24 protein-coding genes and 2 pseudogenes are annotated in these 26,705 nt (G+C 69.3%); 19 read left to right on the plus strand and 7 right to left on the minus strand.

Going from position 1 to position 26,705, the window contains the following annotated elements:
* From OQ789_RS04660 to OQ789_RS04670, 3 genes and pseudogenes are all read left to right on the plus strand, one after another.
* Nucleotides 1–546, plus strand: a pseudogene (locus OQ789_RS04660) (hypothetical protein); the annotation flags it as partial.
* 61 nt (nucleotides 547–607) lie between these two features.
* Complete coding sequence (locus OQ789_RS04665; protein ID WP_324683868.1) at nucleotides 608–1,600, plus strand: permease; 993 nt, start codon at nucleotides 608–610, stop codon at nucleotides 1,598–1,600.
* Complete coding sequence (locus OQ789_RS04670; protein WP_324683869.1) at nucleotides 1,600–2,337, plus strand: TIGR03943 family putative permease subunit; 738 nt, start codon at nucleotides 1,600–1,602, stop codon at nucleotides 2,335–2,337. The genes OQ789_RS04665 and OQ789_RS04670 overlap by 1 nt, the downstream gene beginning before the upstream one ends.
* Before the next feature lie 4 nt (nucleotides 2,338–2,341).
* On the opposite strand, the gene OQ789_RS04675 is transcribed toward OQ789_RS04670, so the two are convergent.
* The 5 genes and pseudogenes from OQ789_RS04675 to rpmB form a co-directional block, all read right to left on the minus strand.
* Nucleotides 2,342–2,728, minus strand: a complete 387-nt coding sequence (locus tag OQ789_RS04675) for a hypothetical protein (protein WP_324683870.1) — start codon at nucleotides 2,726–2,728, stop codon at nucleotides 2,342–2,344.
* Nucleotides 2,725–2,991 (minus strand): annotated as a pseudogene (rpsR, locus tag OQ789_RS04680) (30S ribosomal protein S18). Before rpsR ends, OQ789_RS04675 begins: the two are co-directional and overlap by 4 nt.
* Entirely contained in the window at nucleotides 2,991–3,296 is a 306-nt protein-coding gene (gene rpsN / locus OQ789_RS04685; RefSeq protein ID WP_324683871.1) for a 30S ribosomal protein S14, read from the minus strand. Before rpsN ends, rpsR begins: the two are co-directional and overlap by 1 nt.
* Before the next feature lies 1 nt (nucleotide 3,297).
* Nucleotides 3,298–3,462 carry a 50S ribosomal protein L33 gene (gene rpmG / locus OQ789_RS04690; RefSeq protein ID WP_324683872.1) on the minus strand — a complete coding sequence of 55 codons (165 nt, stop codon included), beginning with the start codon at nucleotides 3,460–3,462 and terminating at the stop codon, nucleotides 3,298–3,300.
* Nucleotides 3,462–3,698: a 50S ribosomal protein L28 gene (gene rpmB / locus OQ789_RS04695; protein ID WP_324684219.1), complete on the minus strand. Its 237-nt coding sequence runs from the start codon at nucleotides 3,696–3,698 to the stop codon at nucleotides 3,462–3,464. The genes rpmG and rpmB overlap by 1 nt, the downstream gene beginning before the upstream one ends.
* Nucleotides 3,699–3,801: 103 nt before the next feature.
* Here rpmB and mrf point away from each other — a divergent pair, with 103 nt between their 5' ends.
* The 15 genes from mrf to eccE all read left to right on the plus strand — a co-directional run bounded on the left by mrf (nucleotide 3,802) and on the right by eccE (nucleotide 23,172).
* Entirely contained in the window at nucleotides 3,802–4,992 is a 1,191-nt protein-coding gene (mrf, locus tag OQ789_RS04700) for a ribosome hibernation factor-recruiting GTPase MRF (protein WP_324683873.1), read from the plus strand.
* Nucleotides 4,992–5,264 carry a type B 50S ribosomal protein L31 gene (locus OQ789_RS04705; protein WP_324683874.1) on the plus strand — a complete coding sequence of 91 codons (273 nt, stop codon included), beginning with the start codon at nucleotides 4,992–4,994 and terminating at the stop codon, nucleotides 5,262–5,264. The genes mrf and OQ789_RS04705 overlap by 1 nt, the downstream gene beginning before the upstream one ends.
* Nucleotides 5,265–5,392: 128 nt before the next feature.
* A complete protein-coding gene (locus OQ789_RS04710; protein WP_324683875.1) occupies nucleotides 5,393–6,298 on the plus strand; it encodes a class I SAM-dependent methyltransferase in 906 nt (301 codons plus the stop codon).
* Between the two features lie 235 nt (nucleotides 6,299–6,533).
* Nucleotides 6,534–7,982, plus strand: a complete 1,449-nt coding sequence (locus tag OQ789_RS04715) for a PPE family protein (protein ID WP_324683876.1) — start codon at nucleotides 6,534–6,536, stop codon at nucleotides 7,980–7,982.
* 412 nt (nucleotides 7,983–8,394) lie between these two features.
* Nucleotides 8,395–10,236, plus strand: coding sequence for a type VII secretion AAA-ATPase EccA (eccA, locus tag OQ789_RS04720; RefSeq protein ID WP_420716041.1), 1,842 nt, complete (start codon nucleotides 8,395–8,397; stop codon nucleotides 10,234–10,236).
* Nucleotides 10,233–11,846, plus strand: a complete 1,614-nt coding sequence (eccB, locus tag OQ789_RS04725) for a type VII secretion protein EccB (protein ID WP_324683877.1) — start codon at nucleotides 10,233–10,235, stop codon at nucleotides 11,844–11,846. The genes eccA and eccB overlap by 4 nt, the downstream gene beginning before the upstream one ends.
* Complete coding sequence (eccCa, locus tag OQ789_RS04730; protein ID WP_324683878.1) at nucleotides 11,843–15,835, plus strand: type VII secretion protein EccCa; 3,993 nt, start codon at nucleotides 11,843–11,845, stop codon at nucleotides 15,833–15,835. Before eccB ends, eccCa begins: the two co-directional genes overlap by 4 nt.
* 43 nt (nucleotides 15,836–15,878) lie before the next feature.
* Nucleotides 15,879–16,187 carry a PE family protein gene (locus OQ789_RS04735; RefSeq protein WP_324683879.1) on the plus strand — a complete coding sequence of 103 codons (309 nt, stop codon included), beginning with the start codon at nucleotides 15,879–15,881 and terminating at the stop codon, nucleotides 16,185–16,187.
* Nucleotides 16,188–16,216: 29 nt separating this feature from the next.
* The gene (locus tag OQ789_RS04740) at nucleotides 16,217–17,674 is read left to right on the plus strand and encodes a PPE family protein (RefSeq protein ID WP_324683880.1); all 1,458 of its coding nucleotides are present in this window, start codon (nucleotides 16,217–16,219) and stop codon (nucleotides 17,672–17,674) included.
* Nucleotides 17,675–17,737: 63 nt separating this feature from the next.
* The gene (gene esxG, locus OQ789_RS04745) at nucleotides 17,738–18,031 is read left to right on the plus strand and encodes a type VII secretion system protein EsxG (RefSeq protein WP_007768837.1); all 294 of its coding nucleotides are present in this window, start codon (nucleotides 17,738–17,740) and stop codon (nucleotides 18,029–18,031) included.
* A 32-nt stretch (nucleotides 18,032–18,063) separates the two neighbouring features.
* Nucleotides 18,064–18,354 carry a WXG100 family type VII secretion target gene (locus tag OQ789_RS04750; protein WP_324683881.1) on the plus strand — a complete coding sequence of 97 codons (291 nt, stop codon included), beginning with the start codon at nucleotides 18,064–18,066 and terminating at the stop codon, nucleotides 18,352–18,354.
* Between the two features lie 20 nt (nucleotides 18,355–18,374).
* Nucleotides 18,375–19,265, plus strand: a complete 891-nt coding sequence (locus tag OQ789_RS04755; protein WP_324683882.1) for an ESX secretion-associated protein EspG — start codon at nucleotides 18,375–18,377, stop codon at nucleotides 19,263–19,265.
* A gap of 78 nt (nucleotides 19,266–19,343) precedes the next feature.
* Complete coding sequence (gene eccD / locus OQ789_RS04760) at nucleotides 19,344–20,768, plus strand: type VII secretion integral membrane protein EccD (protein WP_324684223.1); 1,425 nt, start codon at nucleotides 19,344–19,346, stop codon at nucleotides 20,766–20,768.
* On the plus strand, nucleotides 20,765–22,165 hold the full coding sequence (mycP, locus tag OQ789_RS04765) for a type VII secretion-associated serine protease mycosin (RefSeq protein WP_324683883.1): 1,401 nt from the start codon (nucleotides 20,765–20,767) through the stop codon (nucleotides 22,163–22,165). Before eccD ends, mycP begins: the two co-directional genes overlap by 4 nt.
* Complete coding sequence (gene eccE / locus OQ789_RS04770; RefSeq protein ID WP_324683884.1) at nucleotides 22,162–23,172, plus strand: type VII secretion protein EccE; 1,011 nt, start codon at nucleotides 22,162–22,164, stop codon at nucleotides 23,170–23,172. Before mycP ends, eccE begins: the two co-directional genes overlap by 4 nt.
* On the opposite strand, the gene OQ789_RS04775 is transcribed toward eccE, so the two are convergent.
* Nucleotides 23,162–24,361 (minus strand): alpha/beta hydrolase family protein, encoded by a 1,200-nt coding sequence (locus OQ789_RS04775; protein WP_324683885.1) that lies wholly within the window; start codon nucleotides 24,359–24,361, stop codon nucleotides 23,162–23,164. The two genes, eccE and OQ789_RS04775, sit on opposite strands and share 11 nt — an antisense overlap.
* A gap of 163 nt (nucleotides 24,362–24,524) precedes the next feature.
* Between OQ789_RS04775 and OQ789_RS04780 the strand changes: the two genes are divergently transcribed.
* The gene (locus tag OQ789_RS04780; RefSeq protein WP_324683886.1) at nucleotides 24,525–25,307 is read left to right on the plus strand and encodes a trans-aconitate 2-methyltransferase; all 783 of its coding nucleotides are present in this window, start codon (nucleotides 24,525–24,527) and stop codon (nucleotides 25,305–25,307) included.
* Here the strand turns inward: OQ789_RS04780 and OQ789_RS04785 are convergent, their stop codons facing one another.
* A complete protein-coding gene (locus OQ789_RS04785) occupies nucleotides 25,308–26,699 on the minus strand; it encodes a sulfatase (protein ID WP_324683887.1) in 1,392 nt (463 codons plus the stop codon).
* Nucleotides 26,700–26,705 lie beyond the last annotated feature (6 nt).

Raw genomic sequence — 26,705 nt, forward strand, 5'->3', positions numbered from 1 at the left:
GCGGCGCCCGCCACGGCCCCGTCGCCCGCGCCCACCGCGACGCCGGCCACCGTGGCCGGTGCCGCGCCGGCACCGGCACCGGCCCCGGCCGCCGCCGGGCCGGGATTCTTTCCGCCTTACGTCATCGGCCCCCCGGGCCTGGGAACGGGCTTGGGCATGGGCGCGAGCGCCGGCGCCGGCGCGAAAAGGAAAGCGCCGGAACCGGACAGCGCGGCCGCGGCGGCGGCCGCCGCCGCGCGAGAAGCCGCCCGCGCGCGACGGCGCCGGCGCGCGACGCAGCGCGGGCACGGCGACGAGTTCATGGACATGAACGTCGGCGTCGACCCGGACTGGGACGCCTCGCTGGCGTCGGACCGGGGCGCCGGCACCATGGGGTTCGCCGGGACCGCGCGCCGCGACGCGGTGTCCGCCGCGGCCGGGTTGACCACACTGGCCGGCGACGAATTCGGTGGCCGCCCAACGTTGCCGATGATGCCGGCGACCTGGGGCCCGGACGGCACCGGCGATCGGGCGCCGCACAGCGACGACCGAGACGCCGAGCACTGAGTCGCGGGGCCGCCGCCGCGCGCCGAGACCGCGGCCCGGCGGGCGCTGAGATAATGACGCGGTGCAGACGCTGAAGGCCGGGCGCGGGTGGCGGGTCGGGTCGATGGAAGTGCTGGTGGCCCTGCTGCTGGCCTGCGCGCTGGCTGCGACGACCCTGCGCAACGCGGTGTCGGGCAGCGCGGCGCTGTCCACGGTGGGCACCGTGTTCTGCGGGGTTTTCGTGCAGGCGATTCCGTTCCTGGTGCTCGGGGTCGTGGTCAGCGGACTGATCGCGGTGTTCGTGTCGCCGCAGCGGTTGGCGCGTTGGTTGCCGCGTCGGCCGCAGCTGGCGGTGGTGGCCGCCGGCGTCGGTGGCGTCGCACTACCGGGATGCGAGTGCGGGTCGGTTCCGTTGGCGCGACGGTTGTTCGGCGAAGGCGGGGCGACCGGCGCCGCGGCGCTGACGTTCATGCTGGCCGCCCCGGCGATCAACCCGGTCGTCCTGGTGGCCACGGCGGTGGCGTTCCCGGGCGCACCCCGGATGGTCTTCGCCCGCATGGGCGCCTCGCTGCTGACCGCGCTCGTCATGGGCTGGGTGTGGGCGCGGTGGGGACGCGCGGCGTGGATCACCCGCCGGCTGCCCGCCGCGGGAACCCGGACCGGACCGCGCTGGACGGTCTTCGCCGAGGCGGCCCGGCACGACTTCTTGCAGGCCGCATCGTATTTGGTGCTCGGCGCAGCCGCGGCGGCATTGCTTCATGTGGTGGTGCCGCAGCGGGCGTTCACGCATCTTGCGACCGACCTGGCCCTCGGGGTGGCGCTGATGGCCACCCTGGCGGTGGTGCTCGCGCTGTGCTCGGAGGCGGACGCCTTCGTGGCCGCCAGCATGACGATGGTGCCGCTGTTGCCCCGGCTGGTGTTCCTGGTCGTCGGTCCGGCCGTCGACGTCAAGCTGTTCGCCATGCAGGCGGGCATGTTCGGGCGGGCATTCGCCGCGCGCTTTGCGCCCTGCACCTTCCTGGTGGCCGTCGCAAGTGCCTGCGCGATCGGCTTTTTCGTCCTGGGGGCCCGGTAGTGAGCCGCGAAGCCGAGAACACCGTGTTGCTGCTGGTGGGCATCAGCATCGCCATGATCACCGCGTCCGGGGTGTTCACTCGTTACGTCAAACCCTCGCTGTTGCCCTGGCTGGCGGTATCGGCGGCGGTTCTCATCGGCCTTGCGCTGGTGGCGATCGTCGGTGACATTCGTCGCGGCGGACCCCACGCCCCAGACGCGGCCGAGGACCACGGTCACGAGCATTCCCATCGGACCGGCATCGTCTGGTTGCTGGTGGTCGCGGTGCTGGTGTTGATGTTCGTGGCGCCCCCGGCGCTGCGGCCCTCGGCCGCCGCCCCTTCCGTGACGTCGGTGTCCAATGACGTTCTGAACACGGCATTTCCACCGCTGCCCCCCGGGGCGGCTCCGGACGTCTCGCTGCCCGAGGTACTGATGCGCGAAGCGCACGACTCGACCGGATCGCTGACGAACCGGACGATCACGGTGACAGGGTTCGTCCTCAACGAGGCGCAGGGCGTCGACCTCGGTCGCATCGTCATCATCTGCTGCGCGGCCGACGCTCAGCTGGCGCGCATTCACCTGCGCGGCCCGGCCGCCGGGGCCGCGGCCAATCTGCCGGACAACACCTGGCTCCGGGTCCAGGGCCAGGTGATACCCGCACCGCGGCAACCGAATTCGCCGGCGATTCCGATACTGCAGGCCACGGTGGTCACCCGCATCGACGTTCCGCCCAACCCCTACGCCTACCCCCGCTGACCGCTCAGTTGCGTCGGCCGGCGCGCCGTGTCCAACGCTCGTGCTGCCCGAGTTGGCCTGGGGCGGGCGTGTTTTCCCACTGGCCGAGCTCGAGCCAGTCGCGCAATTCGGCGGCCGCATCGCAGTCGGCGATGGGGCCCACCCAATGCGCCGGGCCGCAGGGCGCTCGGTCGTTGGTGCAGGGCTGCACGACGGCCATGACGCCTCCGCCGGTCGGCCGGGACGCACAGGTGAGCGGTCCCAGCATGCACGCGGCCGACACCAGCGCGGCGTGCGGACAGCGCCGGATGGTGGGGCGCAGTTGGTCGATCATCGACAGCTCATCGTCGACCGCGCATGCGGCGCAGACGATTACGGTGAAGGGGCGGTCGGTGCCGCGCCGGTGTGTCATCGGCCCGTGTGCCGCCCGGGATAGGGCAGCAGCGCCATCTCGCGGGCGTTCTTGATGGCCGTCGCGACCTGCCGTTGCTGGCGGACGGACAGGCCGGTGACTTGGCGGGACCGGATCTTGCCGCGTTAGGAGATGAACACCCGCAGCGTCGCGGTGTCCTTATAGTCCACCGTGTCCAGCCCCAGGCCGTGCAGCAGGTTCCTTTTCGGTGACCGGCCGGGCGGTAGCGCGGGCCGGCGGGTGCGCGCGGCTTTCCCGGCCATCACCAGCTCGCCTTCCGTACGCCGGGCAGCTGTCCGGCGTGCGCCAGTTCGCGAACCCGCACCCTGGACAACCCGAACTTGCGTAGGTGGCCGCGTGGACGCCCGTCGACGGCGTCACGATTGCGCACTCGCACCGCGCTGGCATCGCGGGGCTGCCGTGCCAACTCGTGCTGGGCAGCCGCGCGCTGCTCGGCGGTGCTCGCCGGTGAGCGGATGATGCCTTTGAGTTCGGCGCGGCGTTCGGCGTAGCGCGCCACGATCGCGCGGCGGCGGTCGTTCTTGACGACCTTGGATTTCTTGGCCATGTCAGCGGTCCTCGCGGAACTCGACGTGGCGGCGGACGACGGGGTCGTACTTTCGCAGCACCAGCCGGTCGGGGTCGTTGCGTCGGTTCTTGCGGGTGATGTAGGTGTAGCCGGTGCCCGCCGTGGACCGCAGCTTGACGACTGGGCGAATATCGTTGCGTGCCATCAGATTCGCTGCCCTTCACGCCGCAACCGCGCCACCACGGCCTCGATGCCGTCGCGGTCGATGACCTTGATGCCCTTGGCGCTGACCCGCAGTCGGATCCGTCGGCCCTCCTTGGGCAGGTAGTACGTCTTGAGCTGGATGTTGGGGTTGAAGCGCCGAGACGTTCGGCGATGCGAATGCGAGACCGCGTTACCGAAACCCGGTCGCCGGCCGGTCACTTGGCAGTGGGCGGACACGCGCACCTCCATCAAGCTTATTGAAAATCATTTTCGACAAGTCCTGTCCGGCACGGTACCGTAACCAACGTCAAGATGAAAATGATTATCAATAAGGAGGGCGATGCGGACACCGGTCATCCTGGTCGCCGGCCAGCAGGACACCGACGCGGTCGTAGGTACGCTGCTGCGCACGCCGGGAACGGTGGTCGTCGAGCACCGCTCCGACGGCCACGTGGTGTGCCGAACGACGGTCACGCTCCGCGATGGCGTCTTGACGAGTACCGAGAGCGGACTCGAGCTCGCGCACGGCTGCGTGTCGTGCACCATCCGTAACGACCTGTTGATCCTGTTGCGTCAGTTGCATCGTCGCGACGATGTCGACCGGATCGTGGTCCACCTGGCGCCCTGGCTGGAACCCGAACCGATTTGCTTTGCCATCAACCACGTTCGCGTGCGTGTGGCGCCGGGCTACGTCGATGGGCCCGCGGCCCTGGACGTGTCGATTGCAGCGGTGGTGACCGTGGTCGATTCGCGGACGTGGCTGAACCAGGCCCTGGGTGAGGCTGAACTCGACGACGGTCGCACCGAGGCTCAGGTGGTGGTCGGGCAGGCCGAATTCGCCGATGTGGCCGTGCTTAATCGCGTCGATCCGTTCGTGGCCGCCGTGCTGCGCCGGCTGTGTCCGCGCGCCCGTATCCGGGTGGGTGCGCAGGACGTCGAGGATGCGCTCGACACTCTCTATCGCGACGCGCGCCGCGGTCGCAGCGACGACCCGCATGGTCCGTTGCTGGCCGGGCAGCCCCCGTTGCAGTCCCGGGGCCCGATCGGCCTGGTGGAATTCGGCGCCCGACGCCCCTTCCATCCGCAACGCCTGCATTCATGCCTGGATCTGCTGCTCGACGGCGTGATCAGGACCCGGGGACGCGTCTGGCTGGCGAGCCAACCCGAACAGGCGATGTGGTTGGAATCGGCCGGCGGCGGCCTGCGGGTCAGTTCGGCCGGCACGTGGCTGGCCGCACTGGGCGGCCCGGAGCTCGAGGGCATCGACGCGGAGCGACGCGCGTTCGCTGAGCTGGGCTGGGACGACCTCTACGGCGACCGGCACACCGCGATGGTCATCCTGGTATGCGGCGCCGAGCCCACCGAGATTCTTGACGCCCTGCACGGCGCCCTGCTCACCGACGAAGAATTCATGTCGCCGCGCGAGTGGATCCACTACGACGACCCGTTCGGCGATTGGCACGAAGAACCGTGCGAAGACCTCGCGCAAGCCACTGAAAACGCCCGATACAGGCAGGATTCAGAACGCTGATGAAGCCTGGCATCCATCCCGATTACCACCCCGTCGTCTTCCGGGACGCCAACACCGGGGCAATGTTTTTGACCCGCTCCACGCTCACCGGTGCGCGCACCGTCGAATGGCAGACGCCCCAGGGGGTCTCGACCTACCCCCTCGTCATCGTCGAAGTCACGTCGGATTCACACCCGTTCTGGACGGGCGGGCGACGGATCGTAGACAGCGCCGGGCAGGTGGAGAAGTTCCGCCGCCGCTACGGCAGCCGACCAGGCGATGCACGTGAGTAGCTGAGCCCCGAGGACCCCGGACGGCACGGTGATCGGCGGCGGATCCGCCCGACAGTTGCGCTCCCGTTCCCATTGTCGTTGCGGGCCAACGGAAAAGCGTATCGGCCGGGCGGCGTACTGTGGATGGGGTGCGTAGCGAAGGCGATACCTGGGACATCACCACAAGCGTGGGTTCGACCGCGTTGTTCGTGGCAGCAGCGAGGGCATTGGAGGCGCAAAAGCCCGACCCGTTGGCCGTGGACCCCTATGCGGAGGTCTTCTGCCGCGCCGTCGGCGGTTCCTGGGCCGACGTTCTCGACGGCAAGGATCCCGACCACCAGTTGAAGACGGCCGACTTCGGCGAGCACTTCGTCAACTTTCAGGGCGCGCGCACCAGGTACTTCGACGAATACTTCGAGCGCGCGGCGGACGCGGGCGCGCGGCAGGTGGTCGTCTTGGCGGCGGGACTGGACTCGCGCGCTTACCGCTTGGATTGGCCGGCCGCGACGACGATCTTCGAGCTCGACCAGCCGCAGGTACTCGACTTCAAGCGCGAGGTGCTCAGCGGCGCCGGAGCCCGACCGCGTGCCGAGCGCCGCGAGATCGCCATCGACCTACGGGAAGACTGGCCGCAAGCCCTGCGTGACAGCGGCTTTGATCCCGCCAGGCCGTCGGCATGGATCGCCGAGGGTTTGTTGATCTACCTCCCGGCGGCGGCCGAAGAGCAGCTGTTCACCGGCATCGACGGCCTGGCCGGCCCCGGCAGCCACGTCGCCGTCGAGGACGGCACCCCGCTCGAGCCCGAGGACTTCGACGCCGCGGTGGCCGAAGAGCGCGCGGCCACGGCGCGGGGCGACGGGCGGGTGTTCTTTCAGCTGGTCTACAACGAGCGGCACGCGCCGGCCACCGAGTGGTTCGGTGAGCGCGGCTGGGATGCGGTCGGCACACCGCTGGCCGACTACCTGCGGCAGCTCGGGCGTCCGGTGCCCGGGCCGCAGACCGAGTCCGGCCCGATGATCGCGCGCAACACATTGGTGCGCGCCGTTCGCGCCTGACCCCGTCGTAAACCGGCCGCGATCGCCGATCCCGGCCGGTTTTCCATGAGTTCTCCCTGACTTCGTCGGCCGACGGAACTTCTGCGCGTCGCCGTCCGACTACTGCCGGGCTCACCCTTGCGCGGCCGCACAGCCCGGCGGTCGCTGACACGGTCCGGCGAGGAGTCTCTGGCATGAGGTCCCGGGTTTTTCCCGCTCGGTCCGCGTCGTCACCCACGGCTGCGGACGGGGGAGCGTGACCGCACCGGTGTGGATGGCCTTTCCCCCGGAGGTCCACTCCACGTTGCTGTCCAGCGGTCCGGGGCCCGCGAGCCTGCTCAGCGCGGCCGCGTCGTGGACGTCGTTGAGCGAGGCCTATGCCGCGGTGGCCGAGGAGCTCAGTCAAATCCTGGCGACGGCGCAGGCCGGGGCGTGGGAAGGCCCCACCGCCGAGCGGTACGTCTCCGCGCACGTGCCCTATCTGTTGTGGCTGGCGCGCGCCAGTGCCATCGGTGCGGCCATGGCCGCCCAGCACGAGACGGCGGCTACCGCCTATACCGCGGCGTTGGCCGCGATGCCGACCCTGCCCGAGCTCGCCGCCAACCACGTCGTGCACGGAGTGCTGGTGGCGACGAATTTCTTCGGCATCAACACGATTCCGATCGCGCTCAACGAGGCCGACTACGTGCGGATGTGGACCCAGGCGGCCACCACCATGTCCAGCTACCAGGCAGTGGCCGGCACGGCGGTGGCGTCGGCGCCGCAGACCGATCCGGCACCCGCCATCGTGACCGCCGACGACAGCGACGACGGTGGCGATGACGACATCGTCGACGACGACTCCGGCAACCCGTACGACCTGAGCTGGTGGGTAAACCGATTCCTCGAGGTCCCCGAGACCCTGCTGCGGGATCTCGCGGAATTCCCCCAGAACCCGGCGCAGGCGATAGCGGACCTGCTTCGTGACATTCCGTTGCTCATCGCCGACGAGATCGGGCACGCGGGCGAGGCCCTGCAGGCCTTCCCGCAGCTTGCGGCCCTTCCTTTCCTCGTGCCCGCGGGGTTCGGGGGAGGCATAGCGGGCGTGGCGCTGCTGGCCGGGATCCAGCCCGGTGTGGCCCCGAGCCCGGCACCGGCCGCCGTCCCCGCACCGCTTCCGCTGGCGCCGGGTACGCCGGTCGTCAGCGCCGCGGTCGCAGGCGTGGCTGCGCCCGCCGCCCCGGCGCCGTCGTCCGTCGCCGCTACCGCTCCGGCGCCTGCCCCGGCCTCGGCACCTGCGACCGCGGCGCCACCGCCGCCGCCCGCGACCGGCGCTGAGGGCGTCACCTTCCCTTATCTGGTCGGGGGCCCGGGCATCGGTACCGGCTCCGGCATGGGCAGCGGGGCGCAGCGCAAGGCGCCGGAGCCCGACGCGGCCGCGACGGCCGCTGCTGCCGCGGCATCGGCGGCCACGAGGCGACGGGCGCGGCGGCGCCGTCGCGCGACGATGGACGACCACTACCGCGGCTACGAGTTCATGGACCTGGAACCGGTGCCCGATCCGGGTTCGACGGTGGCATCGGAGCACGGCGCGGGGCCGCTGGGCTTTGCCGGAGTCGCACCCGCTCGGGGTGCCGAGGCCGCCGGACTGACCACGCTGCGCGGTGACGAATTCGGCAACGGCCCGTCGGTGCCGATGTTGCCGGGCAGTTGGGACAGCGATTAGCGGGGGAACTTTTGCCGCCCGCCACCCGACTACTGGCTGCGCGATCGCTCCGACGGCCAGCTGTCGGGCGGTCGCCGAACTCACCCGATCGTCGAGGAGTGTTATGACCGCGCCGGTGCGTACGGTGTCGTCCCGGATCCGCGCGGTCGTGAGGCCTCCAGCGACGCGGAGCGAGTTGATAATGAAAATGATTTTCATTAGGGTAAGACGTTGCTGTGAGACGGCCCAACGTGCGGCTGTGAGTTTGCCGAAAATGCGGAGATTTCCTCGCGGAAATATCCTCAATAGCGGTAAAAGAAGGACAGTACAGCGGTGTGGCGGACGGGCTCGAACACCTCGACAGTTAGCTTATGCAATGCTAACTTCAGGCGGGTCAGGTTAGGGGAGACTACATCTATGAAAAATCGTGGCCGTGGAACTCGGTGACACCGGCATGCTCACAGCTCAGCCCGTCAATTCGCGGGTCGACGAAGACGTCGTCAGCCGGTTTGCCACGTGCTGCCGGGCGCTGGGCATCGTCGTCTACCAACGCCAGCGTCCCGCCGATCTGGCCGCCGCGCGCAACGGCTTCACCGCACTGACCCGCGTCGCCCACGACCAGTGCGATGCGTGGACGGGCTTGGCGGCCGCCGGCGAGGTATCCCTGCGGGTGCTCGAGGCGATCTCGCGCACCGTCGCGACCGCGGGCACACTGCAGCGCCACGTCGACCTCGCGCCGGGTTCGCTGGGCTTCCGCTACGACACCGGGCTGTATTTGCAGTTCCGCGCCGCGACGCCCGACGAGTTCCAGCTCGCCTACGCGGCCGCCCTGGCAATGTCCGGACGATTTGCTGACGCCCACCAGATCGTCGCCGATTTGACCGCCGCCCGCCCGAACTGGCGCGAGGCCCGCTGGGTGTCGGTCGTCATCAACTACCGCGCCGAGCGGTGGTCGGACGTGGTCAAGCTCCTGACCCCGATCGTCAACGACCCGGATCTCGACGAGGCGTTTTCGCACGCCGCCAAGATCGCCCTGGGCACCGCGCTGGCCCGGCTGGGCATGTTCGCCCCGTCGCTGTCGTATCTGGAGGAGCCCGACGGCCCCGTCGTGGTGGCCGCCGTGGACGGCGCGCTGGCCAAGGCGCTGGTGCTGCGCGCCCACGTGGACGAGGACGCGGCCAGCGAGGTGCTGCAGGACCTGTACGCCGCCCATCCCGAGAACGAGCAAGTCGAACAGGCCTTGACCGACACCAGTTTCGGCATCGTGACAACCACGGCGGCCCGCATCGAAGCCCGCACCGATCCCTGGGATCGTGAAACCGAGCCCAACGCTGAGGATTTCGTCGACCCGGCGGCGCACGAACGCAAAGCTGTTCTGCTGCAGGAGGCCGAGCGCCAGCTCGCCGAGTTCATCGGCCTCGACGAGGTCAAGAACCAGGTGTCGCGACTGAAGAGTTCGGTGGCCATGGAACTGGTGCGCAAGCAACGGGGCCTCGCGGTCGCGCAGCGCGCCCACCACCTGGTTTTCGCCGGGCCGCCCGGAACCGGTAAGACCACCATCGCCCGCGTGGTCGCCAAGATCTATTGCGGCCTAGGGCTTTTGAAGCGCGAGAACATTCGCGAGGTGCATCGCGCCGACCTCATCGGCCAGCACATCGGCGAGACCGAGGCCAAGACCAACGCGATCATCGACAGCGCGCTCGACGGCGTGCTGTTCCTCGACGAGGCCTACGCGCTGGTTGCCACCGGGGCCAAGAACGACTTCGGCCTGGTGGCCATCGACACGCTGCTGGCGCGGATGGAGAACGACCGCGACCGCCTGGTGGTCATCATCGCCGGATACCGTGCCGATCTGGACAAGTTCCTGGATACCAACGAGGGCTTGCGTTCCCGGTTCACCCGCAACATCGACTTTCCTTCCTATGCACCGTCGGAGCTGGTCGAGATCGCCAACACGATGGCCGAACAGCGCGACAGCATCTTCGAGCCGGCCGCGCTCGAACACATGGAGGCGTTGTTCACCAAGCTGGCAATCGAGTCGACTCCGGATGCCAACGGAATCTCGCGACGCAACCTCGACATCGCCGGTAACGGTCGATTCGTCCGGAACATTGTCGAACGCTCCGAAGAGGAACGGGAATTCCGGCTCGACCATTCGGAACACGCCGGAACCGGCGAATTCAGTGACGAGGAGCTGATGACGATCACGGACGACGACGTCGCCCGGTCGGTGGAGCCGCTGCTGCGCGGCCTGGGCCTGTCGGTGCCCGCATGACCTCCAATAACGACTCCGACGAACGCCGTTCGTTCGCCTCTCGCACGCCGGTCAACGACAACCCCGACAAAGTCGAGTACCGCCGCGGCTTCGTAACCCGCCACCAGGTCACCGGCTGGCGTTTCGTGATGCGCCGCATCGCCTCCGGTATCGCCCTGCACGACACCAGGATGCTGGTCGACCCGCTGCGCACGCAGTCGCGCGCCGTGGCCATGGGGGCGGTCCTGCTGATCACCGGACTGGCGGGTTGCTTCGTGTTCTCCCTGATCCGGCCCAACGGCACCGTGGGTAGCAACGCGATACTGGCCGACCGGTCGACCGCCGCGCTGTACGTTCGTGTCGGCGACGACCTGCATCCGGTGCTCAATTTGACCTCCGCCCGGCTGATCACCGGTCACTCGGTCGATCCGACCATGGTGAAAAGCAGTGAGCTGGACCGGTTTCCGCGCGGCAACCTGATCGGCATCCCGGGTGCGCCCGAACGCATGGTGCAAAACCCGTCGCACGACGCGAATTGGACGGTGTGCGACTCGATCAGCGAGCCGGCCCAGGGTGGGCATGCCGCGCACAGCACCGGTGTGACGGTGATCGCGGGCCGGCCGGACAGCAGCGGTGCGCGCGCGGTGACGCTCGCGCCGCGGGAGGCGGTCCTCGTCGACAGGGACGGCAGCACCTGGCTGTTGTGGGAAGGCAGGCGTTCACAGATCAACCTGACCGACCACGCGATCACGAACGCACTTGGCTTAGGCCAGAACAACTCCGAGGTGCCCGCGCCCCGACCGATCGCGCTGGGACTGTTCAACGCGATACCCGAGGGGCCGTCGCTGACGGCTCCCGGCATCCCCAACGCCGGCGCCCCCGCGCCGTTCAGCGTGCCGGCGCCGATCGGCGCGGTGGTGGCCGCTTACGCCTTGGATCAGAGTTCCGCGGGCGCGCCGCGCTACTACGCCGTCATGCCCGACGGCCTGCAGCAGATCTCGCCGGTGCTTGCCGCGATCCTGCGCAACACCAATTCCTATGGGCTGGAACAACCGCCGCGGCTGGGCGCCGACGCGGTGGCCAAGTTGCCTGTGTCGAAGATGCTGGACACCGGGCGGTATCCGGATCAACAGGTCAGCCTGGTCGACACGGCCAAATCCCCTGTCACGTGCGCCTATTGGAGCAAACCGGCGGGAGCCGCGACCAGCTCGCTGAACCTGATGTCGGGCTCCGCGCTGCCGATCGCCGAATCGATCCACACCGTGGACCTGGTGGGCGGCGGCGCCGCGACGACCGCCACCCGCGTCGCCCTGGCGCCGGGCACCGGCTACTTCACCCAGACCGTCGGCGGCGGGCCGGACTCACCGGGCACCGGGTCGTTGTTTTGGATCTCTGACACCGGTGTCCGCTATGGCATCGACAACGAGAGCGAGCGCTCGGCCACCGGGCATGGCAAAACAGTTGAGGCCCTTGGTCTTACCGGGTCGCCGGTCCCCATCCCGTGGTCGGCGCTGTCGCTGTTCGCCGATGGTCCGACGTTATCGCGCGCCGACGCGCTCCTGGCACATGACGGGCTGACGCCCGATCAGCGGTCCGGCCGTATGGCATCTGCCGAGGGAGCCTCTCGATGAGCCGACTGATTTTCGAGGCGCGCCGCCGGCTGGCGCCGCCGGTCACCCGCAAGGGGACCATCGCCATCGAGGCACCGCCGGAGCTGCCGCGGGTGATTCCGCCGTCGTTCCTGCGCCGGGCCATGCCCTATGTGTTGGTGATCCTGATCGTCGGCATGGTCGTGGCCCTGTTCGCCACCGGGATGCGGCTGATTTCCCCTCAGACGCTGTTCTTCCCGTTCGTGCTGTTGCTCGCCGCGACTGCGATGTATCGCGGCAACGACAACAAGATGCGCACCGAGGAAGTGGACGCCGAACGCGCGGACTACCTCCGGTATCTGTCGGTGGTGCGGGACAACATTCGCACCCAGGCCGCCGCGCAGCGCGCCGCCGCCCAGTGGTCGCACCCGGAGCCGGCCGCGCTGGCGACCGTGCCGGGATCGCGCCGCCAGTGGGAGCGCGACCCGCACGATCCCGACTTCCTGGTGCTGCGGGCCGGGCGTCACCACGTGCCGCTGGCCACCGCGTTGCGGGTCAACGACACCGCGGACGAGATCGATCTGGAGCCGGTGTCGCACAGCGCATTACGCAGCCTGCTCGAAACCCATCGCACTGTCCGTGACGTACCCACCGGAATCGACCTGACCAAGGTCTCCCGGATCACCTTGCTGGGCGAGGAAAACGAGGCGCGGGCGGCGCTGCGCGCCTGGATCGCCCAGGCGGTGACCTGGCATGACCCGACCGTGCTCGGGGTCGCGCTGGTCGCCCCGAACGTGGAGAGCCCGGACTGGGCCTGGCTGAAGTGGTTGCCGCACATCGACATTCCCGGTGAGCTCGACGGCGTGGGGCCGGCCCGCTTCATGTCCACCAACGCCGACGACCTGGTCGCGAGCCTGGGCCCGGCCCTCCTCGACCGTCCGGCGTTCACCGGTGAGTCCGCCGATGCGCTCCGTCACCTGCTGATCGTCGTCGACGACCCCGACTACGACCTGACCGCATCGACGCTGTCGTTGGGCCGGGCGGGTGTGACGGTCGTGCACCGTGGTGCCGCGGCGCCGCACCGTGAGCAGTATTCGGATCCGGAAAAGCCGATCCTGCGCGTCGCGCACGGCGCCCTGGAGCGCTGGCAGACCGGTGGCTGGCAGCCCTACATCGACGAGGCCGACGCATTGGGCGCCGACGAGGCGGCGCACCTGGCGCGCCAGTTGTCGCGCTGGGACTCCAACCCCACCCACGCCGGGCTGCGCTCGGCGGCGACCCGTGGTGCCACCTTCACCACGATGCTGGGCATCCCGGATGCCTCTCAACTGGACGTGCCGGCGCTGTGGGCGCCGCGCCGCCGCGAGGACGAGTTGCGCATTCCGATCGGGGTCACCGCGACCGGTGAGCCGCTGATGTTCGACCTGAAGGACGAAGCCGAGGGCGGCATGGGGCCGCACGGTCTGATGATCGGTATGACGGGTTCGGGTAAGTCACAGACCCTGATGTCGATCCTGTTGTCGCTGTTGACCACTCATTCGGCGGATCGGTTGATCGTCATCTACGCCGACTTCAAGGGTGAGGCCGGCGCCGACAGCTTCCGCAACTTCCCGCAGGTCGTCGCCGTCATCTCCAACATGGCCGAGAAGAAGTCGCTGGCCGACCGTTTCGCCGACACGCTGCGCGGCGAGGTGGCCCGCCGGGAGACGTTGCTGCGAGAAGCGGGCCGACGGGTGCAGGGCAGCGCGTTCAACTCCGTGGTGGAATATGAGGCCGCCTGCCAGTCCGGTGCCCCGGGTACCGCCGACCTGCCGCCGATCCCGACGCTGTTCGTGGTCGCCGACGAGTTCACCCTGATGCTGGCCGACCACCCGGAATACGCGGAACTGTTCGATTACGTTGCGCGCAAAGGACGCTCGTTCCGCATCCACATCTTGTTCGCCTCGCAAACGCTGGACGTCGGCAAGATCAAGGACATCGACAAGAACACCTCCTATCGCATCGGCCTGAAGGTGGCCAGCCCCAGCGTGTCCCGCCAGATCATCGGTGTGGAGGACGCCTACCACATCGAATCCGGCAAGGAGTACAAGGGCGTGGGCTTCCTGGTGCCCGCCCCGGGCGCAACGCCGATCAAGTTCCGCAGCACCTATGTCGACGGCATCTACGAGCCGCCGGTGAAGGCCAAATCCTTTGTGGTGCCCTCTATTCCGGAACCGAAGCTGTTCACGGCCGGACGCGTCGAACCGGATCAGGACACGGTGATCACCGCTGCGGAGGAAGACGAATTGACCGGGCCGCCGCGCAAGCTGATCGCCACCATCGGCGAGCAGCTGGTCCGCTACGGCCCGCGGGCGCCGCAGCTGTGGCTGCCGCCGCTGGACGAGCCGATCCCGTTGCCCGCCATGCTGGCCCGCGCCGGCGTGCCGCCCCGGCAGTGGCGCTGGCCGCTCGGCGAGATCGACAAGCCGTTCGAGATGCGGCGCGACCCGCTGGTGTTCGACGCCGCATCGTCGGCGGGGAACATGGTCATCCACGGCGGTCCCAAGTCGGGCAAGTCGACCGCGCTGCAGACGTTCATCCTGTCCGCGGCCAACCTGCACTCGCCGCGCGAGGTCACCTTCTACTGCCTGGACTACGGCGGCGGGAAACTGCGGGCACTCGAGGACCTGGCACACGTCGGCAGCGTGGCCTCACCGCTTGAGCCCGAACGTATTCGGCGCACCTTCGGCGAACTCGAACAGCTGCTGCTGTCGCGGCAGCGGCGAGAGGCGTTCCGGGACAAGCACGGTACGGCTCCCGATGACGGATTCGGCGAGGTGTTCCTGGTCATCGACAACCTCTACGCGTTCGGCCGGGACAACACGGACCAGTTCAACACCCGAAACCCGTTGCTGGCCAGGGTCAGCGAGCTGGTCAACATCGGCCTCGCGTATGGCATCCACGTCGTCATCACCACCCCCAGCTGGCTGGAGGTGCCGCTGGCCATGCGCGACGGCCTCGGCTTGCGACTCGAGCTCAAGCTGCATGACGCCCGGGACAGCAACGTGCGGGTGGTCGGCGCCCTGCGCCGGCCCGCCGAAGCTGTGCCGCACGATCAGCCCGGCCGCGGATTGACCATGGCCGCAGAGCATTTCCTGTTCGCCAGCCCCGCGCTGGACGCGGAGGCGAACCCGGTGGCCGCCCTCAACGAGCGCTACCCGGGTCTGACCGCGCCGCCGGTGCGGCTGCTGCCGACCAACCTCGCGCCGGAGTCGGTCGGGTCGTTGTACCGCGGGCCCGAGCAGGTGGTCATCGGCCAGCGCGAGGAAGATCTGGCGCCGGTGGTCCTCAACTTCGCCGAGCATCCCTTGCTGATGGTGTTCGGTGACAGCAAGTCCGGAAAGACCACGCTGCTGCGCCACCTCATTCGCACGGTGCGCGAGCACTCCACGCCCGACCAGGTGGCCTTCACGGTGCTGGATCGGCGGCTGCACCTGGTCGACGAACCGCTGTTCCCGGACAACGAGTACACCGCCAACATCGATCGGATCATCCCGGCGATGCTGGGCCTGGCCAACCTCATCGAAGCGCGGCGGCCACCGGCCGGCCTGCCACCGAGCGAGCTGGCGCACTGGCGCTACGTCGGCCACACCCACTATCTGATCATCGACGACGTCGACCAGATACCGGACTCGCCGGCGATGAGCGGCCCCTACGTCGGGCAGCGGCCATGGACCGCGCTGATCGGATTGCTTTCGCAGGCGGCCGATCTGGGCCTGCGGGTGATCGTCACCGCACGGGCCACCGGTTCGGGGCACGCCTTGATGACCAACCCCTTGCTGCGCCGGTTCAACGACCTGCAGGCCACCACGCTCATGCTGGCGGGCAACCCGCAGGACAGCGGCAAGATACGCGGTCAGCGGTTCGGCCGGTTGCCGGCCGGGCGGGCGATCCTGTTGGGCGACAGCGACGCTGGAACATACGTGCAGTTGGTCAACCCGTTGGTCGGGCAGTCCGTAACGGGGGGCGCCGACGAGGGGTTCGCCCACTGATGTTGATGCAAGTCGAAAGAGAAGGATTAGGAGAGGAGCAATCATGACCTTGCGAGTGGTTCCCGAAGGTCTGGCGGCGACCAGCGCCGCCGTGGAGGCTCTGACGGCACGGCTGGCGGCCGCTCACGCGGCGGCGGCTCCGGCGATTACCGCGGTGGTGCCGCCGGCGGCCGATCCGGTATCGCTGCAGACGGCCGTCGGATTCAGCGCCGCGGGCCAGGAACATGCCGCCGTGGCGGCCCAGGGCGTCGAGGAGCTGGGCCGGGCCGGCGTCGGCGTCGGGGAGGCGGGCGTGAGCTACCTCGCCGGCGACACGGCGGCCGCTGCGACGTTCGGGATCGCGGGCGCCTGACCGTGACCTTCCCGCTAGCCCCTATCTGGATGGCTTCGCCACCGGAGGTGCATTCGGCGTTGCTCAGCGCCGGTCCAGGTCCGGGGTCGCTGTTGGCGGCCGCCGACGCATGGACCTCGCTGAGCGCCCAATACGCCTCGGCGGCAGCCGAACTCAGTGGGTTGCTGGGGGAGGCCCAGGCCGGGGCCTGGGAAGGGCCGAGCGCCGCGCAGTATGTGGCGGCCCACCTGCCGTACCTGGCGTGGCTGCAGCAGGCCAGTGCCGACAGCGCGGGTGCGGCCGCACAGCAGGAGGTTGCGGCGGCGGCGTACACCGCCGCGCTGGTGGCGATGCCGACGCTCGCGGAACTGGCCACCAACCACACCGTGCACGGGGTGCTGCTGGCGACGAATTTCTTTGGTATCAATACGATTCCGATCGCGGTCAACGAGGCCGACTATGCGCGGATGTGGGTTCAGGCGGCCACCACCATGGGCACCTACCAGGCGATGTCGAGCTCGGCCATGACCGCGACGCCGCGCACCACGGCGGCGCCGTCCATCGTGAATCCCGGTGGTGAGGCGAGCAACCTCACGGTCAACGCGCTGGCAAGCCCGGTCGATCCGGTCTCGAACATCTTCCAGCAGCTGTCGGACTTCTTCCAGAACATCTTGAAGCTGCTGCAGGGTTTCTGGGCGGCCCTGCCGGCGTTGCTGGTGGCCTACGGACCGCTGCTGTTCTTCATCGCCTACGAGGCGTTTTTCATTCCGGTCGGCTGGACGACCTGGAGCCTGCTGCTCAGCGCACCCATCTGGCTCCCGCTGCTGCTGGGCATCGGGATCGGTTCCCTGCTCGCCACGCCCGCCGACGTCGCGCCGGACGAGGCCGCCCCCGCCGTCGTCGCGCCGGCGCCCGTGCTGACCTCGAACAAGCCACCCATGCTGCCGGCGGTCGCGCTCACCCCGACGACGCCGGCGCCCGCCGGGGCGCCGGCCGCTACGGCTGCCTCCGCGGCCCCCGGCGCGCCCGCCGCACCGGCCCCCGCCGCGGCGGCGAGCAACTTCGCTTACCTGGTGGCCATGGGCGGTGACCCCGGCCCCGGGGTCGGACCCACGGTGGGCGGCCGCGGCGGGGTGAAGGCCCCGGCGGCGACCATCCCGGCGGCCGGTGCGGCGGCGGCGAGCCGGGCCGAGTCGCGGGCGCGGCGCCGGCGGCGGGCCGCGCTGCACGACCACGCCGACGAGTACGCGGACATGGACGCCGATATCGGTGTCCCACCGGATTTCGGCGACGAGGAAGAGGCCGCGGCGGTGGCGTCCGCCCAGGGCGCCGGGGCGCTGGGGTTCACCGGAACCACGCAGCGGCAGGAGGGTTTTCGGGTGGCCGGGCTGACCAAGCTGGCCGACGACGATTTCGGCGGCGGCCCACGCATGCCGATGATGCCCGGCACCTGGGAATCAGAAGCCGACAACGAAACGGGCCCAACCGAACCGGGGAAAGGGGGGTAAGGCAGTCAGCCAGATGAAGGTGAATTACCGAAACCCCAACGGACGCAATAGAAAGGAATCAACATGAGTATGTTGGACGCTCACATTCCGCAGTTGGTCGCCGCACAGTCGGCCTTCAGCGCCAAGGCGGCATTGATGCGCAGCACCATCAGCCAGGCCGAGCAGGAAGCGATGTCGGCCCAGGCATTCCACCAGGGCGAGTCGTCGGCCGCCTTCCAGGCCGCGCACGCGCGGTTCGTCGAGGTCGCCGCGCGGGTCAACACCCTGCTGGACATCGCCCAGGCCAACCTCGGGGACGCCGCGGGAACCTACGTGGCCGCGGATGCCGCCGCCGCCTCCGGCTACACCGCGTTCTGATCTGATCGCCCACAATTACGAAAGGACTTGTCATGTCGCAGATCATGTACAACTACCCGGCGATGTTGAGCCACGCCGCGGACATGTCGGGCTACGCGGGCACCATGCAGGGGCTCGGTTCCGATATCGCCAGCGAGCAGGCCACGTTGTCCAACGCCTGGCAGGGTGACACCGGTATGACCTACCAGGCGTGGCAGGCCCAGTGGAACCAGGCGATGGAAAGCCTGGTGCGCGCCTACCAGTCGATGGCCAGCACCCACGAGGCGAACACCATGTCCATGCTGGCCCGTGACCAGGCCGAAGCCGCCAAGTGGGGCGGTTAGGTCGTGCCTGAACGAGCCTGATGGACTCAGCGCCCAACGCCGTCGAGTTGACGGTCGAGCACGCTTGGTTCATCGCGGAAACGATTGGGGCGGGGAGCTTTCCCTGGGTCTTGGCGATCACCTCGCCCTATCGTGATGCCGCGGAACGCAACGCGTTCCTCGACCGTCAGAAGGCTGAGCTGACCGAACTTGGATTGGTTTCCGGAGACGGACTGGTCAATCCTGTGGTCAGCGACTGGATCAAGGCGGTGTGCTTTCCGCAGCGGTGGCTGGAACTGCGCTACGTCGGGCCGGCCAAGGAGGCCGGTGGCGCCGACATGCTGCGCGGCATCGTCGCGCAGCGCACCGGTATGGCCGGCAGGCCGTCGACCACGGTGGTCGCGTTGCGCAGCGCACAGCTCATCACGTTCACCGCAATGGACATCGACGATCCGCGGGCGCTGGTCCCGGTGCTCACCGTTGGCCTCGCGCAACGGCCGCCCGCCAAGTTCGACGAGTTCAGCATGCCGATGCGGGTCGGTGCTCGAGCCGACGAGCGACTGCGTTCAGGTGCGCCGCTCGCCGAAGTTCTTGACTACCTGGGCATTCCGAAATCGGCACGAGTGGTGGTGGAATCGGTGTTCAACGGGCCGCGCAGCTACGTGGAGCTCGTCGCCGGCTGCCACCGCGACGGCCGGCATTCCACCAGCGAGGTGGGATTGAGCATCGTCGACGCAAGCGAGGGTCGGGTGTTGGTCAGTCCGTCCCGCGCGTTCGACGGCGAGTGGGTTTCCACCTTTGCGCCGGGGACACCCTTCGCGATCGCCGTCGCGATCGAGCAACTGACCGCCCTGTTGCCAGACGCCGGATGGTTCGCCGAACACCGGTTGGCCCGAGACTTTTCCCCTTCGACCCTGTCCGTCCAACACTGATAGAAAAAGAGAAGAGAGCACGATGTTCCCCCTAGGGCCGCAATACTTTTCGAGGGTCCGGTGACGTCCGGAACCGTCATGCCGATCGTCCGCGTGGCAATACTGGCGGACAGCAGGTTGACGGAAATGGCATTGCCCGCGGAGCTGCCGCTGCGCGAAATCCTGCCTGCTGTCCAGCGTTTGGTGGTTCCCGCCGCGGCTAACGGCGGCGGGGACGACGGCGCCGCCGCACGCGGTGCCGCCGAGATCGGCGCGGCGACCCAACTGAGCCTGGCCCCCATCGGTGGTGCGCCGTTCAGCCTGGACGCCAGCCTGGACACGGTCGGAGTTGTCGACGGTGACCTGCTGGCGCTGCAGGCGGTGCCGGTCGGCCCCGCCGCGCCCGGCATCGTCGAGGACATCGCCGACGCGGCCATGATCTTCTCGACCTCCCGGCTCAGGCCTTGGGACACAAGACATATCCAGCGTGGCGCGTTGGCCGCGGCGATCGCGGTGGCGTTCCTGGCCACCGGGCTTGCGGTCACCTACCGGGTGGCCACGGGCGCGCTGGTGGGGCTGGTCGCGGTCAGCGCGGTCGCGGCGTTGACCGCGATCGTCGGCCTGCTGGTCACCGCGCGCTCGGCGCGCACCGGAATGGCGTTGTGCGTCGCCGCACTGGCTCCCATCGCCGGCGCCCTCGTGCTGGCGGTGCCGGGCGAATTCGGTGCCGCCCAGCTGACCCTGGCCGCGGCCGGAGTCACCGCGTGGTCGCTGATCGCTCTGATGGCGCCCAGCGCCGAACGCGAGCGCGTCGCAGGCTTTTTCACCGCGACCGCCGTGGTCGGCGCCGGGGTGCTGCTGGCTGCCGGTGCCGAATTGCTCTGGCATCTCAGGCCGATCGCCATCGGCTGCGGGCTGATCCTGGCGGCATTGCTGGTCACCATTGAGGCGGCCCAGCTGTCCGCATTGTGGGCGCGCTTCCCGCTGCCGGTCATCCCGGCGCCCGGCGACCCCACCCCGTCGGCGCCGCCGTTGCAGGTGCTCGAGGACCTGCCGCGCCGGGTCCGGATCAGCGATGCGCACCAGAGTGGATTCATCGCCGCCGCAGTGCTGCTCAGCGTCCTGGGTTCGGTGGCGATCGCGCTGCGGCCCGAGGTGGTCAGCGGCGCGGGTTGGTATGTGGTGGCGGCCACCGCCGCGACGTCGGTGCTGCGCGCCCGGGTGTGGGACTCGGCCGCGTGCAAGGCGTGGCTGCTCGCTCAGCCGTTCCTGGCCGCGGGCGCGCTGCTGGTGCTCTACACCTCGACCGGACGCTACGCCGCGGCCCTGGTCGCGGTGCTGATCCTGCTGGCGCTCGTCGTCGTGTGGATCGTGGTAGCGCTGAACCCGGGTATCGCCGCGCCGGAGAGCTATTCGCTGCCGGTGCGCCGGCTGGTGGGCTTCGTCGCGACCGGACTCGACGCGTCGCTGATTCCCGTGATGGCTTTTGTGGTCGGCCTGTTCGGCTGGGTGCTCAATCGATGATTCGACCGGCATCAGCCTGCTTCGCGGCGGCGTTGGCGTTGCTGCCCGCCGCCGCGACGTGGACGAGCCCGGCGGCATTTGCGATCAGCCCGCCCGCCGTCGATCCCGGCGCCCCACCGCCCAATGGGGCGCCGGGGCCGGGGCAGCCGATGGAGCAGCGCGCACCCTGCAGCACCTCCGGAGTCGTTCCCGGTAGCGACCCGGGTGCCATCACGCCCAGCCAGTCGGCGCTGAATCTTCCTGCGGCATGGCAATTTTCGCGGGGCGAAGGTCAGCTGGTGGCGGTGCTCGACACCGGGGTGCGGCCCGGGCCGCGGCTGCCCGATGTCGAGCCGGGCGGTGACTTCGTCGAGACGACCGACGGGCTGACCGACTGCGACGGGCACGGAACGCTGTTGGCCGGCCTGATCGCCGGCCAGCCCTCGCCCGACGACGGATTCTCCGGCGTGGCGCCCGCGGCGCGGGTGGTCTCGCTCCGGACGACGTCGGCCAAGTTCTCGCCGCGCACTCCCGGTGGTGATCCGACGATCGCGCGGGTGTCGGCCGAAGTGTCCACGCTCGCCCGCGCGATCGTGCACGCGGCCGACCTCGGTGCCCGGGTGATCGACATCGGTTCGGTCACCTGCATGCCGGTGGACCGGCAGGTCGACCAGGCCGCCCTCGGCGCGGCCATCCGCTACGCGGCGGTGGATAAGGACGCGGTGATCGTGGCCGGCGCCGGTGACACCGGGGCGGGCGGCGGCGGGAACTCGTGCGAGTCCAATCCCCTCACCGACCTGAGCCGACCCAACGATCCGCGCAACTGGGCCGGCGTCACGTCGGTTTCCATCCCGTCGTGGTGGCAGCCCTACGTGCTGTCGGTGGCGTCGCTGACGCCGGACGGCCCGTCGTCGAAATTCACCGTCGCGGGGCCATGGGTCGGTGTCGCGGCGCCCGGTGAACGCATCGTGTCGATCGGCAACGCCGACGGTGGGGGGCTGGCCAACGGCCTGCCCGACGGGCACCAGCAGCTGGCCGCGCTCAGCGGAACCGGCTACGCGGCCGGCTATGTGGCCGGCGTCGCGGCGCTGGTCCGCAGCAAGTATCCGGACCTGAACGCCGCCGCGGTGCTGCACCGCATCACCGCGACCGCACATAACGGCGCCCGCGACCCGTCCAACGTGGTCGGTACCGGCAGTGTGGATGCGGTGGCGGCTCTGACCTGGCAACTGCCCGCCGGCGACCAGCCCGGCGCGGCCTCGGTGAAGGCGGTGGCCGTGCCCCCGCCTCCGGCGCCCAAGGACACCATGCCGCGGACCGTGGCGGTGGCCGGCACCGCCGCGCTGGCCCTGCTGGTCGCGGTGGCCGGCGCAGTCACCGCCATCAACGCACGCCGACGAAAGGACCCCACCTCGTGAGCAGGCATTCGGTACCGACTCCCGGGAGTGGTCGAATCACGTTGGCGCTGTTGGCCATCGTGCCCGCGGTGATGGCCTACCCGTGGCGAACGCCCCGCGACTACTGGTTGCTGGGCATCGCGACCGTGGTCGTCATCGTGCTGTTCGGCTGGTGGGGTGGCCTGCATTTCACCACGATCCTGCGCCGCCGCCTGGCGATTATCGGACGCGGCAACGCCGTCCCCGAGGGAACCGCCGACACCGCGGCGACCGCCCTGATCCGCCTCGGAGCGCCGGAGGGCGAGTCCGACGTGCTGCCCCTGCCGCTGCTTGCGAGCTACCTTGATCGCTACGGCATCCGGGCGGACAAGATCCGAATCACCAGCCGCGACAACGCTTCCGACGCGTCCCGACGCGAGACCTGGGTCGGGCTCACCGTTTCGGCGCCGGACAATCTGGCCGCGCTGCGGGCCCGCTCACCGCGCATCCCGTTGCACGAGACCGCGCAGGTCGCAGCCCGGCGGCTGGCCGACCACTTGAGGGAGATCGGATGGGAGGCCACCGCCGTCGCGGCCGACGACGTGCCGCGGTTGCTGACGTCCAACCCGCGCGAGAGGTGGCGGGGAGTGCAGCGCGGCGCTTCGGATTACCTTGCCGCATATCAGATTCAGGTGGACGACGCGCTGCCGGAGACCTTGGAGGCGATCCGGGCATACTCCGCGCGCGAAACCTGCACCGCGTTGGAGATCGCCGGTGACAAGAGCCGGCCCACCGTCGCGGTGGCCGCCGCGTTGCAGACGGAAGCCGGCCCGAGCGGCAAAGCGCCGGTGGACGGGCTGACCCCGAAACGTGGAAACCACCTGCCCGCGTTGGCGGCACTGGACCTGTTGTCCACGCGCCGACTGGACGGACACACCGTGGCGCCGGCGGATCTGCTCGCGCGGCTGCACTGGCCCACCCTGCTCGGCGGAGCGCACCGCGCCTCGTTCGGCGACAGCGCACCCACCGTCGAGGCGGTCAGAACATGACCTCCCGCAAGAAGGTGGTCATCCGGCGCAGGTAGTCCAGCTGGCTGATGTGTAGCACGTGACTGCCCGGAAACCAGTGCAGGGCACATTGATCCCAGTGTCGCCATAGTTTGACGGCATGGTCGGGGGGCGCCATCCGGTCGCCGAGGCCGGTGATGATCATCCGGCGGTCGCGGGGCACCAGCGGCCGGTAGTTGAGCGGGCAGTGGTACGCCAGGCCGGCGGCCAATTCGTCGTGGCTGATGTCGGTGAGGCGCAGGCCCAGCCGGACCAGCTTGTTGGCCGGGAACCATTCGTCGAACAGCGTCGAGGGGGTGACCACGGGACAGTTGGGTATCACCGCCTCGAGCCGATCGTCGACAGAGGCCACCAGCGCCGAGGTGTAGCCGCCCAGTGAGATGCCGGTGAGCGCGATGCGGTCCACCCCGGTGTGGCGCAGGTAGTCGATGATGGAGCGAAAGTCGTGCACGGCCTGCGCCATGGCCTCGGCGAAACCGCTCAGCCCGCCGGCGAAGTAGCCGAAACCGCTGAAGGGTGAATACTTTTCGGCCCGCTTGCCGTGAAAGGGCAACGTGTACATCAGCACGTCGTAGCCGGACCGGTAGTACCAGGGCAGTGAAAAGAACCGCCCGTTGGCCAGATACGACGACCCCATAAAGCCGTGGACCACGCACAGGGTGGGACGCGGCCCGTCGTTGTGGCGCCAGTGCTGCGCGCGCACCACGTTGTTGGACCGCCAGGCGGCCCACTGCGTGCGCATGGCGGGATTGACGGCGGTGAAGCTGCTGTCGAACTCGATGTTGTGGACCGTCCCGTGCGCGGCCCACTCCGCCAGCGCGCCGGCCCGCCGCGACGTGACCCGGGGGACCTCGGTGGGTGGCGGAAACGACCGCACCGGGTCTTTCGCCGCGCCCAACTCCGCGTAGAAGTCCAGGTTGTCGCGCTCGGTGGCGGAACCGGGTCGCCGCAGCGCGCCTGCGATGACGAACGGCGACACCGTGGTGGCGAGCAGCGACGCCACCCAGGTGCGCAGGGCCAGGTCGCCCAGGGCCGATGCCTCGACTACCATTCGCTGGCGGGACGACAAAGCCGAGCGTGGGGGGAGCCCGCCGGCGCCGGCCGGAAGATCGGCGCCCGGCACGTCCGGAACCGGGATGGGCGGGTCGATCGGATCTGAGTCGGGCGCCACGAACGCCGATGGTAGCCGCACGGGCGCGCGTTTCCCCGGCGTTTCGACCGGGTTTCGTTCGTCTCTGCGTTATCCGGGGCATTCGGGCCGCGTCGGCGCACCATAGGGGTTATACGTTTGCTATCGGCCGGCTTGCGGCGGCGCGAGGATCGGGAGGATCGACATGTGGGATCCGGATGTCTACCTGGCCTTCGCCGACCATCGCGGCCGTCCCTTCTACGACCTGCTGTCGCGGGTGGGTGCCGACCGTGCCCGGCGCGTCGTCGACCTCGGTTGCGGCCCCGGGCACCTGACGAAGTATCTGGCCCGGCGCTGGCCCGATGCGGTGATCGAGGCGGTGGACAGCTCACCGGAGATGGTCGCCGCCGCCAACGAGCGCGGCATCGCCGCGGTCGTCGGTGACCTGCGGGACTGGAAGCCCAAGCCCGACACCGACGTGGTGGTGAGCAACGCGGCCTTGCACTGGGTGCCCGAGCACGCCGACCTACTGGTGCGGTGGGTAGGCGAGCTGGCGTCCGGGTCGTGGATCGGTGTCCAGATGCCGGGCAACTTCGAGTCGCCGTCCTACGCCGCGGTGCGCGCGCTGGCTCGCCGCGAGCCGTACGCGAAGTTACTGCGCGACATACCTTTTCGGGTAGGGGCGGTGGTTCAGCCGCCGGCGCATTACGCGAATCTGCTGCTCGACGCGGGATGCAAGGTCGACGTCTGGGAGACGACCTATCTGCACCAGCTGACCGGCGAGCATCCGGTGCTGGAGTGGATCACCGGGACGGCGCTTGTTCCGGTGCGCGAGCGGCTCGAGGACCGGGCGTGGGAGCAGTTCCGCGAGGAGCTGATCCCGCTGCTACAGGACGCCTACCCGCCGCGATCCGACGGCGCGACGATTTTCCCGTTCCGGCGGGTGTTCGTCATCGCCGAGGTGGGCGGCTCGAGCCGCTCAACGTGACTAACGCTTGCCGTCTTCGATGCCGCGGTCGGCGGCGATGCCCGAGCGGGGGGTCGGCTTCGATTGATGGATCTGCAGGTACGTTTCGGTGTAGCGCGCGGAGATGCGGGTGCCGGCGAACTCGGACGGGATGACGTCGCCGGTGCGCTGACGCCAATCGTGCAGTCGCACGGCAAGATTGGCCGCCACCTCGTCCGCGTCCGTCCCCTCGCCGGCCAGTAGGTTGGTGGTCTCGGTGGGGTCGGCGCGCAGATCGTAGAGTTCGCGTTTGGGCCGCGGCGTCTTGACGAACGGTGCGACGGCCACCCCGGACGGGCTTTCCTCGATGTCCAGCGGCAGGTCCAGCAGCGGACGAGGCACGTAGTTTTCGATGTAGCTGTAGTCCTTGGTGCGGATCGCGCGAATCGGATCGAAAGTGTCGTGGTAGGTCTTCATGGTGTAGACGTGGTCGCGCACCGGGGTGGCCGGCGGATCCGGTGCCAGCAGCGCGGCCGCGTGCGAGACACCGTCGACGTCGGCCGGAGCGTCAATCCCCAACAGCCCCAACAATGTCGGGACCAGATCCACGGCGCTGAACAACTCGTCATAGACGCGGGGGGTCACGCCTCGGCCCGTGGGCGGCCGGATGATCATGCCGATGCCGGTGCCGGCGTCGTACAGCGTGGACTTCGCCCGGGGAAACGGCGGGCCGTGATCGGTGAAGAACACCACCCAGGTGTTGGCGTCCAAACCCGTGTCGGCCAACGCGTCCAGCAACAGCCCGACGGCGGCGTCGGCCGTGCTGATAGCGCCGTAGAAGTCGGCGAGGTCGCCGCGCACCTCGGGGGTGTCGGGCAGGTAATCGGGGGGGCGGACGTCGGCGCTGTCCGCCGGCGTGTAGCGGTCGTGCGGGTAGGGCCGATGCGTCTCGAAGAAGCCGGCGGTCAACAGAAAGGGCTGTCCGGCAAGGCCTTCAGCGTTTTTCCGCATCCACCTGTCGGCCTTGTCGGCCACGTAGCCGCAGTACGAGTTCGACACGTCGAACTCGTCGAAACCCAGCCGCTTCGGGTAGGAGGTTTCGTGTTGCATACCGAAAAGAGCCGAGTACCAACCCGATTCAGACAGTATTTGGGGCAGGGTGCGGATCCCGTCGCGGTACTCCCAGCCGTGGTGCGCCAGGCCGATCAGTCCGTTGTTCTGCGGGTAGCGGCCGGTGAACAGCGACCCGCGCGAGGGTGAGCACAGCGGTGCGGTGGAGTGCGCCCGGGTGAACAGGATGCCCTCGGCGGCAAGGCGGTCCAGTCGCGGGCTCGACACGTCGGGGTGGCCGTAGACGCCGAGGTAGCGGCCCAGGTCGTGCCAATGCACGATCAGCACGTTGTCGTTGTGGTTTGCTCGGTCGCCCGCCGTCAAATCGCG

Source organism: Mycobacterium sp. 94-17, assembly GCF_035617725.1.
In the GTDB taxonomy this organism is placed as follows: Bacteria; Actinomycetota; Actinomycetes; order Mycobacteriales; family Mycobacteriaceae; genus Mycobacterium.